Genomic DNA, 13,066 nt, shown 5'->3' with positions numbered 1-13,066 from the left:
CCGACTGCCCCTTCCCTCATTTCTCCCGTCCGGCCAGCTGTTCCGCCAGCCAGCACAGGGCGCCGCCCTCGCCGCCGAAGGGGGCAAGAGCCTCTATCGCCTCGCCGGTCAGGCGCTTTACCAGCGTCCGGCAGGCATCCAGGCCCTTGAGGGTCACAAACGTCGTTTTTTCACTTCTGGCGTCGGAACCGATGGGCTTTCCGAGGGTAGCCTCGTCTCCCACTACATCCAGAATATCGTCCCGGACCTGGAAGGCCAGACCCAGACGCTCCGCATAATGCCGCACGGCCTGACGCTGCTCCTGTGTGCCGCCGGCCACGATACAGCCCATTTCCGCCGCCGCGGCAATGAGCGCGCCGGTCTTGAGCCGCTGCAGTTCTTCTACCTCGGCCAGGCTGAGCGAGTGTCCCTCCCCCGCCATATCCAGCACCTGCCCGCCCACCATGCCTCTGCCGCCGGCCGCACGGGCCAGTAGGCCTGCCGCCGCGAGCGCACGCTCCGGCGGCAGCTCCGGCGGCAGCTCCAGCATGGTCTCAAAAGCAGCCGTGAGCAAGCCGTCGCCCGCCAGCACCGCCGTGGCCTCGCCGTATACCTTATGGTTGGTGGGACGGCCCCGGCGCAGATCGTCATCGTCCATGCAGGGCAGATCGTCATGGATCAGAGAGTAGGTGTGGATCATCTCGACGGCGCCCGCAAAAGGCAGCGCGGCCGCCGGGTCGCCGCCGCACATCCGGCAGGTCTCCAGCACCAGCACAGGCCGGATCCGTTTGCCCCCCGCCAAAAGGCTGTAATACATCGCGTCGTACAGATCGCCCCTTGGTTCCCGCTCCTGAAAGCACTCGTTCAGCCAGGTTTCGATCTGTGCCCGGTGTCCGTCCAGCCGCTGCTGATGGGTCATTCCCGTCCCTCCCCGTCAAAGGGCTGCTTGACCGGGCCGCCGTCAGGCCCGGCCAGCAGCTTGCTGACCTTCTGCTCCGCCTTGTCCAGCATGCCGGAGCATTTCTTCATCAGAGCGGTTCCCTCCTCAAACAGCGTGAGGGCCTCTTCCAGCGTGGCGTCCCCCTGTTCCAGCCTGGTCACAATTTCCTCCAGGCGGGCCATGGCCTGCTCAAAATTCAGCTTTTTCTCTGCCATATGATCTCTCCCTTTCCCAGCGGCGCGGGAAACGCCCGCCCCTACAGAACCTTGCAATCGATGCTGCCGTCCGCCATGCGCAGTTCCAGCTTGTCGCCGGGATGTGCTTCCCGGATGGAGCGGACGACATGCCCGTCTTCGTTCCTGGGGATCGCATAGCCCCGGCCCAGGACCTTCAGCGGACTGATGGCGTCCAGTGTGGCTGCCCGCCGCGCAAAGCGTTCCCGTTCCCGGCCCAACGTGCCCCGCAGCCCATGGGCCAGCTTTTCCCGCTGATAATCCAACAGGACGCGCCGGTCATCCACATAACTCATGGGGTCCTGAAGCGTACGGCAGCGCCGGGCCCGCTCCAGCAGGAAGCGCGCCCCATCCAGCCGCCGGGACACAGCGCGGCCCAGCCGCCGGGACAGCTGATCCAGCGCGGCATACTGCTCGTTCTGGTCGGGGACGGCCAGCTCGGCCGCGTTGGAGGGGGTGGCCGCCCGCAAGTCGGCCACAAAGTCGGAAATGGTCACGTCCGGCTCATGGCCCACGGCGGAGATCACGGGAATACGGGAGGCGTAGATGGCGCGGGCCACGTTCTCGTCGTTGAAGGCCCACAGATCCTCCATGGAGCCGCCGCCCCGGCCGGTAATGATTAAATCCGCCGCCTGATGGCGGTTGGCCCAGGCAATGGCGGCGCAAAGTTCCCCAGGGGCCTCCGCCCCCTGCACCCGCACCGGCAGTACCAGCACCTCCGCCATGGGCCAGCGGGCGCCCAGGATGCGGATCATATCCCGCACCGCCGCACCGGCGGAGGAGGTGATGAGGGCGATACGCTCCGGAAACCGGGGAATCTTTTTTTTATGAGCCTGGTCAAACAGCCCCTCCTGATAAAGCTTTTCCTTGAGCTGTTCGAAGGCCGCATGCAGATCGCCCATCCCATCCGGGGAGAGGGCGCTGCAATAAAGCTGATACTGGCCGTCCCTGGGAAACACGGTGACCCGGCCGAAGGCAACCACCTTTTTGCCGTTTTCCGGGCGAAAGCGCAGCGACATGGCTTCGCGCCGGAACATGACGCAGCGGATGGCCCCCTCCCCATCCTTCAGGGAAAAATAGTGGTGACCGGAGGGATAGGCCTTATAATTGGAGATCTCGCCCCGTACGAAAAGGCCGGACAGGGCGCTGTCGCCGTCCAGCAGGCCCTTGATATATTGATTGACCTGGGTAACGCTGTAAACAGGCGCCGTGCTCATCAAGCGCGCCCCCCTTCCAGGCTCCGCCGGGCCAGGATGGCCACGCCCATGGCGTTGTCGGCAGAATATTCCGGACGGGCGAAGACCGCGCCGTCCAACACGCTGCGCAGCAGACGGTTGGAGGATACACCGCCGGAGCAGAGCACCGGCAGGCCGGGATACCGCTCCAGCGCGGCATCGGTACACCGGCGCACAACGTCCGCCAGCGTCTCCAGCACGAAGCGTGCGATCCGGCCCGCCGCCTCCCCCCGCGCCGCCAACTGTTTCACCTGATTTTCCATTCCGGAAAGGGAAAAGGTCAGATCGTTGCGCCGGACGGGAAAGCCGCGGCAGGGCGGAGCCTCCGCCGCCAGGGCATCCAACGCCTTCCCCGCCGGGAAATCCAGGCCCAGCAGCAGGCCGGTACGGTCGATCAGCTGTCCGGCGGAGAGATCGCTGGTGCCGCCGATGCGCGCCGCGCAGACGTTGGTTCCCTGTGGATGCACATACAAAAGCTCGGTCGTGCCGCCGGACAGATGCCAGGCCAGCAGGGGCGCATCCAGCAGCTCCGGCCGTCCCGCCGACCAGGCTGCGGCTGCAATATGACCCTGCTGGTGGGAGACGGGACAGAACGGGACGTGCAAAACCCCGGCCAGTACGCGCCCTTGGTTCTCCCCCGCCAAAAAGCAGGGCATATAGGAGCCCTCCACCGCCCTGGGGCGGGTAGAGGCCCCTACCACAGAGATCCCCTCCAGCCAGCCCTCCGCCTCCAGCTCGGCGAAGCGGTCGGGCAGATGCTTGACATGCTGAAAAAGGGCGTCGGACTGACGCAGCCCCAGTTCGCCGGGCCGCACGTCCAGCAGCCGTCCGGCGTTCCTTCCCGCCGTTCCGTCAAAAACAGCGGCGGAAGTGGTGTAGTTGCTGGTATCGATCCCAAGCGCGCGCATGTCAGGGCGCATCCTTGGGCGTGGTGGGAAGCCCCACCGGATCCGGCGGGCACTCGCTGCGCACAAAGGAGCCCAGGATACCGTTTACGAAGGAGACCACCTCCGGTTCCTCGTAGTGCTTGGTCAGTTCCACCGCCTCATTGATCGCGGCGGCATTGGGGATGTCCTGCATATACAGGATCTCATACATGGCGACCCGCATGATCGCCACCGCCACCCGGTTGAGCCGCGCAAAATTCCAGCCGATCGCGTAACGGGAGATATACTCATCCAATTCCGGCGCGTGTTCATACACCCCCTTCACCAGCGCGCTGATATAGGCGCGCTGGGTCTCGTTGGGGTACTCGCTGTAAAGGGGCTCCTCCTCCCCGATGGAGGCGAAGGTGGTACGATTCATAGCCTGCGCCAGCAGCGCTTCGGCAGTCTGTCCGGTAAAGCCCAATTCAAACGTGAAGTGGACGGCGATCTCTCGGGCGGCAGTTCTGGTCATTCGGATTCCTCCAGGCAATCAATAATACACATAGATAATTATATTATACACCAGTTATGCATAAAAAGAAAAGAGCAATTTACAGCATGCGACAAAAATGTGCGGCCAAAACATGATCCGCATGCGTTTAAAGCCGGAAAAACGGCATGGCGTTATGCCATGCCGTTCCGTCGCTCGAGACAGGCCGAAGGCCTTTTGCAGCAGAGAGGGATGTATGCCGGTCCGGGCTTGAGCGCTTACACGCGATCGCCGCCCGATCCGTCTCGTCTTTTCCTGCGCCTGCAGGCGCGTCACAGATCTGCCCGCGCCTCAGCGCCGGGGTCCGGGCGGAACTTTCTCAGTAATTTTGGGCCCGCAGCTCAAAATAAGCGCGGGGATGCGCGCACACCGGGCAAACCTCGGGCGCCTCTTTGCCAATGTGGATATGACCGCAGTTGCGGCACTTCCACATGTACTCGTCGCCGCGCTTGAAGACCACGCCTTCTTCCAGATTCTTCAGCAGGGTCAGGTAACGCTCCTCGTGCTCCTTTTCGATCTTTCCGACGCCTTCGAACAGGAAGGCAAGTTTTTCAAAGCCCTCCTCTTTGGCAGTCTCGGCCATCTCCCGGTACATCTGGGTCCATTCTTCCTTTTCGCCCGCAGCGGCAGCCTTCAGATTCGCCGGGGTATCGCCGATCCCGCCCAGCTCCTTGAACCAGAGTTTGGCGTGCTCCTTTTCATTGCCCGCAGTCTCCTGAAAAATAGCCGCAATCTGCTCGTAGCCCTCTTTCTTGGCCTTGCTGGCAAAATAGTCATACTTATTGCGGGCCATACTCTCCCCCGCAAAAGCTTTCCAGAGATTGGCTTCCGTTTTGCTGCCCTTCAGTTCCATACTTCATGACACTCCTTCTACTATATTTTTGTTCGGTCCGCTGTTTTTGGTTCGCGATCAATTGAGGAAAATAAGTCAATGCACCCGCTTGCAGCCGACACAGATCCCATGAAAAAGGACCTCATGACCATGCACGTCGTGGCCGCTGTGCAAAAGCGCCTGTTCATCCAGTCCCCGGTCATAGGGCAGGCCCAAATCATATACCGCGCCGCAGGCGGAACACCTGAAATGGGGATGAGGCATGGTATTGGCATCATACCGCTCCACCGGAAACGCCATGCGCACGATGGCGCCCTCGTCTGCCAGCAGATTCAAATTGCGATAGACCGTCCCCAGACTCAGATTTGGATTCTCCGGCTTGAGCCATTGATACATCATCTCCGCCGTCGGATGTTCATGGCTGGCTTTCAATGCCTCAAAAATCAACTCCCGCTGCCGTGAGTATCGTTTGCCCTTCATTGCTCATCTCCTCTTTCAAGATCAGTAACTATTACTGTTATTAATATAACAGTTCTTCCCACCTTTTGCAAGCGCAATTTATAAAAAAACAAAAATTTTACCGGGCGTAAAGCGACTGGCGCCGTGCATACTAAACTGCGGATGGAGATCATCTAAAAAACTGCGTAATCAGCAGGAGGATACGGAATGAAACGGATTTTGACAATTCTGTGCCTGGGGCTGGCTCTGACGCTCACTACGGCCGGCTGTACCCGGGACAAGGCGCCCAATGTGACCCCGACCCCCACGACACCGGCCGCTACCGCTACGCCCAGTACGAGTCCGGTCACGACCCCAGGGAGCAATGACGGCGCCGTTAATGATAGCGACGGCATCATTGGCAATGAGTCGACCAATGGCGCGGACGCCACCGGTACTCCCGGCACCACAGGGACCGGAGGCGCGGCCGGCACCACCATCCGCCCCACTCCGCGTACCGGAACCGGCCGTGATATCGGCAATGCGGCCGGCGATATCGTCGGCGGAGTCGGCAATGCCGCCGGTGATATCGTCAATGGAGTCGGCAATGCCGCCCGTGACATCGGCACCGGAGTAAAAGACGCCTTGCACTGACCAAAGGACAGACTGCGGCATGGGTTTTCCATGCCGCAGTCTGTTTGAAGCGGCGAAAAAGCGGTCGCGCCCGCAGCATAGGATTCTATGCTGCGGGATGTTTGTCTTTTTTAAGAATCGCGTTCTGATTTCTTAAGTCTTTGGACGGCTTGTTTTCATATCTCCAGGTCCCTTTTTTGTTATGCTTTGGACAAACAAAACAGGGAGGTATGGTTATGTCCCGACGAAAGTTGGCCGTTCTGTTCGGCGGCTGCTCCAGCGAATACTCCGTTTCGCTTCAATCCGCTCACGCGGTGCTCTCCCACCTGGACCCGGAAAAATATGAACCGGTACTGCTGGGGATCACCCGGGAGGGCCGATGGCTGCTGTATACCGGCCCGTTGGAAGCTCTGCTGGACGATACCTGGCACCAAGACACACGCCGCACCATCCCGGCTGTCATCTCTCCGGACCGCGGCCTGCATGGTCTGCTGGTGATCGCCCCCGCCGGAATAACCGCCGTCCGCCTGGATGCGGCCTTTCCAGTGCTCCATGGAAAAAACGGCGAGGACGGAACCGTACAGGGTCTGCTGGAGCTTGCCGGAATCCCGATAGTCGGATGCGGAACATGTGCCAGCGCGATCTGTATGGATAAAGACCTGGCCCATCGCCTGGCCGGCCAGTCCGGCGTGGCTGTGCCGCGTTCGGTGGTGTTCCGCGCCGGCGAGGATCGAGCCATGCTGCCGTCCCAGGCTGCACGACTGGGCTATCCGCTGTTCGTCAAGCCTGCCCGGGCGGGCTCCTCCTTCGGCGTCAGCCGGGTGGAGCGCCCCGACGCGCTGGACGCGGCGGTGACCGCCGCGCTGGAGCATGACAGCAAGATCCTTTTAGAGGAAGCGGTGTCCGGCTTTGAGGTGGGCTGCGCTGTGTTGGGCAATCTGGGGCTGACCGTAGGCGAAGTGGACGAAATCGAGCTGACGCAGGGATTTTTTGACTACACGGAAAAATACAACCTGATGACCGCTCGGATCCATATGCCCGCCCGGATTTCCCGGGAAAAGGCGGAGTCCGTCAAGGCGGCGGCCTGTAAGGTCTACTGGGCGCTGAACTGCTCGGGCTTTGCCCGCGTGGACCTGTTTTTAACGCCGGAGGGCCGTGTGGTATTCAATGAAGTCAATACCATCCCCGGCTTCACCAGTCACAGCCGTTACCCCAACATGATGCACGGCATCGGCCTGGAATTCGGGGCGCTTCTGGACCGTGCGATCGAATTGGCGGTGGGCGCATGAAATCTGCTCCTCCGTGGCCTGCCGCCGGGACGCTTCTGCTGGTCAACCGGGAGCACCCGCTTCTCCGGGCGCCGGAGTCCGAAGAACTGACGGCGGTGGATCGCCGGCATCCGGACATTCTGCTTCACCGCCGCGCCAAGGTCATGTTGGATGAACTGCTGCAGGCCGCCGGGGCAAAGGGAAGCGTGATTCCGGTGAGCGGTTACCGCTCCCAGCGGGAGCAGCGGCAGATCTGGGACGATACGGTACGGGAACGGGGGCTCCGGTTCACACGGACCTATGTGGCCGCGCCGGGGTGCAGTGAACACCAGACCGGTCTGGCCGTGGATCTGGGCGAGAATGTGCCTGATCTGGATTTCATATGCCCCTGCTTCCCCGACTCGGGCCCCTGCCGTGCTCTGCGGGAAAAGGCGGCGGATTACGGCTTCGTGCTCCGTTACCCAAAGGGAAAGGAAGCGATCACCGGGATCGGCTGGGAGCCCTGGCATTTCCGCTATGTGGGCTGGCCCCATGCCCGGATCATGACGGAGCGGAATCTGGTGCTGGAAGAATATCTGGCATGGCTGCGGACGTTTCCGGCAGAGGGCGCTCCTCTGCGTTATCGGGCCGCAGGCCGCTCGTTCGAGGTATGTTACGCACCGGACGGACATCTGGACGCTCTGGAAGCGCTGCTTTCCTCCGGCATGCCCTGCCAGTGTTCGGACACCAATACCGGCGGCATGGTGTTCACTTTGTGGAGGGACGCAGGATGAAGCAATGCCGATTGGGCGGACTGGATCGCTTCCGGCCCGTCGCGGCGCTTCTGGTGGTGGCCATACACACAGGGCCGCTGCTCTCCTGGAGCCGCGACGTCAACTACCTGCTCTGTGATATTCTGGCCCGGCTGGCCGTTCCCTTTTTCTTCGCCGTCAGCGGATATTTCCTCGTGCCGGAGCTGCGGGCTCGGGGCGTGAGCGCCCTGCTCCCCTTTTTAAAAAAGGGCCTTCTCCTCTACGGCCTCTCCGCTTTGCTGTACGCTCCCATTAACCTCTACAGCGGTTATTTTTCTCAACCCGGGCTTCCTTTGGAGCTGCTGCGCGACGCCTGTTTCAACGGTCTTTTTTATCACCTGTGGTACTTTCCCGCCGTGCTGCTGGGCGGATGCATCGTCTGCCTGCTGGTCCGGCGGCTTCGTTTGGCCACCGCCGCGGCAGTCTGTGCTGTCCTTTACGTCCTGGGCCTGCTCGGTGACAGCTATTATGCCTTTACAAATGCGATACCACCGTTGAAGGCATTTTATGAAGCTCTGTTCCAGTGCTTTGACTATACCCGCAACGGCCTGTTCTTCGCGCCCCTGTTTCTACTGTTGGGCGGCTGGCTTGCCGGTAGGGGAAACCGGCGCGCTGATGGCCGGTATGCCGCCGGGCTGCTGCTCTCTCTGGGGCTTCTGCTGGCCGAAGGACTTCTTGTAAAGCAATTTCACCTTGCACGCTTTGACGCACTCTACCTCTCGCTGCCGCTTTGTATTTTCTTTCTGCTCTGCTGGCTGCGCGGTCTGGATCTGCCGGCCCGTCCCCAACTGCGCCGTTGGTCTGCCGCGGTGTATCTGCTCCATCCGCTCTGCATTCTGCTCGTCCGCGGCGTGGCCAAGGCGCTTGGCCTGAGCGCGCTGCTCATTGAAAACCGCCTGCTCCACTATCTGGCGGTGGTCTTTCTTTCCGGTCTGCTGGCGGCTCCCTTTGCGTTGGTCCCCCGAAAGCGCCCGGAGCCGGAACGGGGCCGGGCCTGGATCGAGTTGGACGCCGCCGCCCTGCGGCACAATGTCAACGTTCTGTCCGGCCTGCTGCCGGAGGGATGCGCACTCACGGCGGTGCTGAAGGCCAACGCCTACGGACACGGCGACCTGGAATGCGCCCGCATCTGTCAAAAGGCCGGCATCCGGTCCTTCGCCGTGGCCACCGCCGCAGAAGGAGCCCGTCTGCGCCGGGCCGGCGTCCGGGGAGACATTCTGGTGCTGGGCTGGTCCGGTGCCGGGGCGGTCCCGCTGCTGCGACGCTATCGCCTGACCCAGACGGTGGTGAGTCCGGAACACGCCCGGCTCCTGGACCGCTGCGGGAAGCGCCTGCGGGTTCATATCAAGATAGACACCGGGATGCACCGCCTCGGTACCGGGTGGGATGACGCGGCTTCTCTGCGCGAACTCTACGCCTGCTCCCATTTGCAGGTAAAGGGGCTGTTTACCCATCTGGCCGCCAGTGAGACCTGTTCTCCCTCCGATCAAGCCTGCACCCAGGCGCAGATACGCCGCTTCTGGCACGCGGTGGAAACCCTGAGCGGCGCCGGTCTGCCCATCGGAGCGCTCCATATACAAAGCAGCTATGGTCTGCTCAACTACGGCCCCCTGGAGGGCTGCGGCTGGGTACGCACCGGCATCGCGCTGTATGGTCTGCTCAGCGCTCCCCAGGATCATCCCCGCATCTGCCCCGACCTGCGCCCGGTCCTTGCGCTCCGGGCCCGGGTAGCCCAAATCCACACTTTGGAGCCGGGCGAGCACGCCGGATACGACGGGGCGTTCACCGCATCCCGCCCGACCCGGTTGGCCCTGATCACAATCGGTTATGCCGACGGCTGGCCCCGCGCCCTTTCCTGCGGCAGAGGCCGGGTACTGCTCCACGGCCAGCCGGCCCCGATTGCGGGTCTGATCTGTATGGATCAGCTTCTGGCGGATGTGACGGAGATCCCCGATGTCCGCCCTGGAGATACCGCCACGCTCATCGGCCGGGATGGCGACGCCGTGCTCACCGCCGAAGCAGCAGCTGAGGCGGCGGGCACCATCACCAATGAGCTTCTCTCCCGTCTGGGCCCGCGGCTGCCCCGCATCGTTGGGAGCGAAGCATAAAAAGACCCCGCCGCAGTTCAAAGCTGCGGCGGGGCGGCTTTTTATCGCTTTGCTTTGGGCCTGGCATTTTTCTTGGGCTTTGCCGCCGCCCAACCCGCCTTTTTGGCGGGGCGCCGGCGGGGCTTCTCTTCTGCCGGCGACTTTGGATCCGGCCTTCCCTGGTCTTGGATGCGGCGGCCTTGCTCATGTCCGGCGGGTTTCCCGCCCGCCTTGGCCGGAGCGGAGGGGCGCAGCAGACACCCCTTGCCATAGCCGATCAGGTCCTCCCGGTGGGCGGCGTGCAGCGCCTCCCGCACCAAAGCGCGCTTTTCCGGGCGCTTCCACTGCATCAGCGCTCGCTGCATGGCCTTTTCGTGGGGGTCCTTCGGCACATAGACCGGCTTCATGGTGCGGGGGTCGATACCGGTATAATACATACAGGTGGACAGCGTTCCCGGCGTGGGGTAAAAATCCTGCACCTGCTCCGGCTGGCGTCCGGTGCGGTTGAGCCATTCCGCCAGACGCACCGCGTCGTCCATCGTGCATCCGGGGTGGGAAGACATCAGGTAGGGCACCAGATACTGCTGCTTGCCGTATCGCTGGTTCAGACGGTCGTATTTTTGCTTGAAGCGCTCATAAACAGCGATGTGGGGCTTGCCCATATAGTCCAGCACCCCGTCCACACAGTGCTCGGGCGCCACTTTCAGCTGGCCGGAGACATGATGCTGGACCAGTTCAGCAAAAAATTCTCCGCTCTTGTCCTGGAGCAGATAATCAAACCGGATCCCCGAACGGATGAAGACCTTCTTCACCCCCGGAACGGCCCGCACCTGGCGCAGCAGCGTCAGATAGTCGGTGTGGTCGGCGTCCAGATTGGGACAGGGCGTGGGGGCCAGACAGGCGCGGTTCTTACACACCCCCGCCTTGCGCTGCTTGGCGCAGGCCGGACGGCGGAAATTGGCGGTTGGGCCGCCCACGTCGTGGATATAGCCCTTGAAGCCGGGGTGCTTCGTCAGCGCCTCCACCTCCCGCAGCACGCTGGCATGGCTGCGGGCGGAAATGATCCGCCCCTGATGGAAGGCCAGGGAGCAGAAGTTGCACGCCCCGAAGCACCCGCGGTTGTGGGCCACCGAAAAGCGTACCTCCTCGATGGCGGGCACGCCGCCCATCGCGTCATACATGGGGTGGGGTTCCCGCACGTAGGGCAGCTCCGCCACAAAGTCCAGCTCCGCCGTGGTCAGCGGCATGGCGGGCGGGTTGACCACCAGCAGGCGCGCTCCGTGGCGCTGGAGGATGGCGCGGCCCCGGATCGGATCGTGCTCCTCATACTGAATCTGGTTGGCCTGCGCATAGGCGCGCTTGTCGCCGCTCACCTGTTCAAAAGAAGGGCACTCCACCTTGGGATAGACACACGCCTCCGGGCTTTTTGCAATAAAGGCAGTTCCCTTTACATCTGTGATCTCTTCCACCGGAGTGCCTGAGGCCAGACGGGCGGCGATCTCCTTTGTGGCGGTCTCTCCCATACCGTAGACCAGCAGGTCCGCCTGACTGTCGAAAAGAATGGCGCGGCGCACCTTGTCCTCCCAATAATCATAGTGCGCAAAGCGGCGCAGGCTGGCCTCCAGCCCGCCCACAATCAACGGCAGGTCTCCTCCAAATGCCTCCCGCGCCTTATTGGCATAGACGATGGCAGCCCGGTCGGGCCGCAGGCCCGCCCGGTTTCCCGGGGAATAGGCGTCGTCGTGACGGCGTTTTTTCGCCACGGTGTAGTGGGCGACCATCGAGTCGATATTCCCGCTGGAAAGGAACACCCCAAAGCGTGGCCGCCCCAGCTGTGTAAAGGCAGATACCCTTCGCCAGTCCGGCTGTGCCAGGATGGCTACCCGGTAGCCCTCAGACTCCAGCAGACGGGAGATGATGGCCGGGCCAAAGGTAGGGTGATCCACATAGGCATCCCCGGTGATCACCAGAAAATCGTATTCATCCCAGCCGCGCTCCGCCAGATCCTCCCGGCTGACCGGCAGAAAGCGGTCACGCTTGATTCGGTTCGTATCCAATATATTTCTCCAATAGATCTAAAGTGATACGGGCGCCCTTGTCCTCGCCCACTTTGATAAAACCGTATTTCCGATAGAACCGCTGGGCGACGGCGTTATCCGGCGCACAGCGCAGACGCAGATACCGCCGGCCCAGAGGCCGGTATACGGACACCGCCTGACCAATCAGCTGTACGCCCAGCCCCTGTTTGCGGTGCTGAGGCGTCATGTAGACAAACGGGATATAACCTACATCCTGTCCGGCATGCCGTTCCAGGTCCAGCTGGAGCACCCCGACGGTCTCATCGCCCCGCATCGCGCACACGACCGCCTGCGCCGGGTCCTGCCGCCAGCAGCGCAGGGCGTCGTTCACAAAGCCCTCCCCGTCAAAGGGAATCCGGGGACCGTGGATATCCAGCCACGCGTCCTGCCGGGCGGCACGGTACCACGCCGCCTCGTTCTGCATGTCCAGCGGGCGAAACCACAAATTGGCGTCAGCCGCCCGGCCGCCCTGCTCCTTCCACCACTTTTGCCGGGCCAGCGTGGAGATTTCCTCCGGCAGGTGGGAATTGTCGTTTTCAAAGAGAATACGGGCTTGTCCGTCCTCCACCTCCAAGCAGGTGACGGCGGTGTTGTCGCTGTGGCCCAGCGCATCCATTTCCCCCGGTCCCAGGCCGCGAAGGGCCCCCTGAAGACACCGGATAGCCGTGCCATGGGAAAAGACCGCCACCGTCTGTTCCGGATGCAGCCGCGCCAGGTCCAGCAGCGCACGTTTCATGCGCGTTTGCACCTGATCGAAGGTCTCCGCCCCCTCCACCCGGAACTCCGGGACGCTATGGTTGAAGCGGAGCAGTTCCTGTGCGTCGTGCCGCTCCAGATCCCCCCAAGTCCGGTCCTCCCAGGCGCCCACGCCGATCTCGCGCAGGTCGCTGCGGGTATGTAGCGCCAGAGCCCGGGGCTTCCAAATGGCTCCGGCAGTGGTACGGGTACGAAAGAGATCGCTGGAATACACCGCGTCGATGGGGACGTCCTGGAAGCGTCCGGCCAGAGCGGCGATCTGCCGGTAACCGTTGTCGGTGATCAGGCTGTCATACCAGCCGTGGACACGCCGGTACAGGTTTCCTTCCGCCTCTGCATGGCGGATGATATAAAATCGGGTCATAAATGATTACACACTC

The 13,066-nt window shown here is 62.4% G+C and carries 13 protein-coding genes; 4 read left to right on the top strand and 9 right to left on the bottom strand.

Annotated features, from left to right (window positions below; all coding sequences use genetic code 11):
- Positions 1–16: 16 nt before the first annotated feature.
- The 7 genes from H8S57_RS02180 to H8S57_RS02150 all read right to left on the bottom strand — a co-directional run bounded on the left by H8S57_RS02180 (position 17) and on the right by H8S57_RS02150 (position 5,115).
- Positions 17–898, bottom strand: coding sequence for a polyprenyl synthetase family protein (locus H8S57_RS02180; RefSeq protein ID WP_186906433.1), 882 nt, complete (start codon positions 896–898; stop codon positions 17–19).
- A complete protein-coding gene (gene xseB, locus H8S57_RS02175) occupies positions 895–1,134 on the bottom strand; it encodes an exodeoxyribonuclease VII small subunit (protein WP_186906432.1) in 240 nt (79 codons plus the stop codon). The genes H8S57_RS02180 and xseB overlap by 4 nt, the downstream gene beginning before the upstream one ends.
- Before the next feature lie 41 nt (positions 1,135–1,175).
- Entirely contained in the window at positions 1,176–2,369 is a 1,194-nt protein-coding gene (gene xseA, locus H8S57_RS02170) for an exodeoxyribonuclease VII large subunit (protein ID WP_186906431.1), read from the bottom strand.
- Complete coding sequence (locus tag H8S57_RS02165; protein WP_186906430.1) at positions 2,369–3,295, bottom strand: tRNA (adenosine(37)-N6)-threonylcarbamoyltransferase complex transferase subunit TsaD; 927 nt, start codon at positions 3,293–3,295, stop codon at positions 2,369–2,371. The genes xseA and H8S57_RS02165 overlap by 1 nt, the downstream gene beginning before the upstream one ends.
- Position 3,296: 1 nt before the next feature.
- Entirely contained in the window at positions 3,297–3,785 is a 489-nt protein-coding gene (gene nusB, locus H8S57_RS02160) for a transcription antitermination factor NusB (protein WP_186906429.1), read from the bottom strand.
- Positions 3,786–4,122: 337 nt separating this feature from the next.
- Positions 4,123–4,656: a rubrerythrin gene (gene rbr, locus H8S57_RS02155; RefSeq protein ID WP_186906428.1), complete on the bottom strand. Its 534-nt coding sequence runs from the start codon at positions 4,654–4,656 to the stop codon at positions 4,123–4,125.
- A 75-nt stretch (positions 4,657–4,731) separates the two neighbouring features.
- Positions 4,732–5,115, bottom strand: coding sequence for a Fur family transcriptional regulator (locus H8S57_RS02150; protein WP_186906427.1), 384 nt, complete (start codon positions 5,113–5,115; stop codon positions 4,732–4,734).
- Positions 5,116–5,313: 198 nt separating this feature from the next.
- Between H8S57_RS02150 and H8S57_RS02145 the strand changes: the two genes are divergently transcribed.
- From H8S57_RS02145 to vanT, 4 genes are all read left to right on the top strand, one after another.
- Positions 5,314–5,727, top strand: a complete 414-nt coding sequence (locus H8S57_RS02145) for a hypothetical protein (RefSeq protein WP_243204645.1) — start codon at positions 5,314–5,316, stop codon at positions 5,725–5,727.
- Positions 5,728–5,942: 215 nt separating this feature from the next.
- Positions 5,943–6,995 carry a D-alanine--D-serine ligase VanG gene (gene vanG / locus H8S57_RS02140; RefSeq protein WP_186906425.1) on the top strand — a complete coding sequence of 351 codons (1,053 nt, stop codon included), beginning with the start codon at positions 5,943–5,945 and terminating at the stop codon, positions 6,993–6,995.
- Positions 6,992–7,747, top strand: coding sequence for a M15 family metallopeptidase (locus tag H8S57_RS02135; RefSeq protein ID WP_186906424.1), 756 nt, complete (start codon positions 6,992–6,994; stop codon positions 7,745–7,747). Before vanG ends, H8S57_RS02135 begins: the two co-directional genes overlap by 4 nt.
- The gene (gene vanT, locus H8S57_RS02130; RefSeq protein ID WP_186906423.1) at positions 7,744–9,873 is read left to right on the top strand and encodes a serine racemase VanT catalytic subunit; all 2,130 of its coding nucleotides are present in this window, start codon (positions 7,744–7,746) and stop codon (positions 9,871–9,873) included. Before H8S57_RS02135 ends, vanT begins: the two co-directional genes overlap by 4 nt.
- 41 nt (positions 9,874–9,914) lie before the next feature.
- Here the strand turns inward: vanT and H8S57_RS02125 are convergent, their stop codons facing one another.
- Both H8S57_RS02125 and H8S57_RS02120 read right to left on the bottom strand, forming a co-directional pair.
- Positions 9,915–11,909 carry a YgiQ family radical SAM protein gene (locus H8S57_RS02125; RefSeq protein WP_207723668.1) on the bottom strand — a complete coding sequence of 665 codons (1,995 nt, stop codon included), beginning with the start codon at positions 11,907–11,909 and terminating at the stop codon, positions 9,915–9,917.
- Positions 11,884–13,050 carry a bifunctional histidine phosphatase family protein/GNAT family N-acetyltransferase gene (locus tag H8S57_RS02120; protein WP_186906422.1) on the bottom strand — a complete coding sequence of 389 codons (1,167 nt, stop codon included), beginning with the start codon at positions 13,048–13,050 and terminating at the stop codon, positions 11,884–11,886. Before H8S57_RS02120 ends, H8S57_RS02125 begins: the two co-directional genes overlap by 26 nt.
- Positions 13,051–13,066: the final 16 nt, after the last annotated feature.

Source organism: Lawsonibacter hominis (genome assembly GCF_014287895.1).
GTDB classification, from domain to species: domain Bacteria; phylum Bacillota; class Clostridia; order Oscillospirales; family Oscillospiraceae; genus Lawsonibacter_A; species Lawsonibacter_A hominis.
This window is presented reverse-complemented; position numbering and strand designations above follow the sequence as displayed.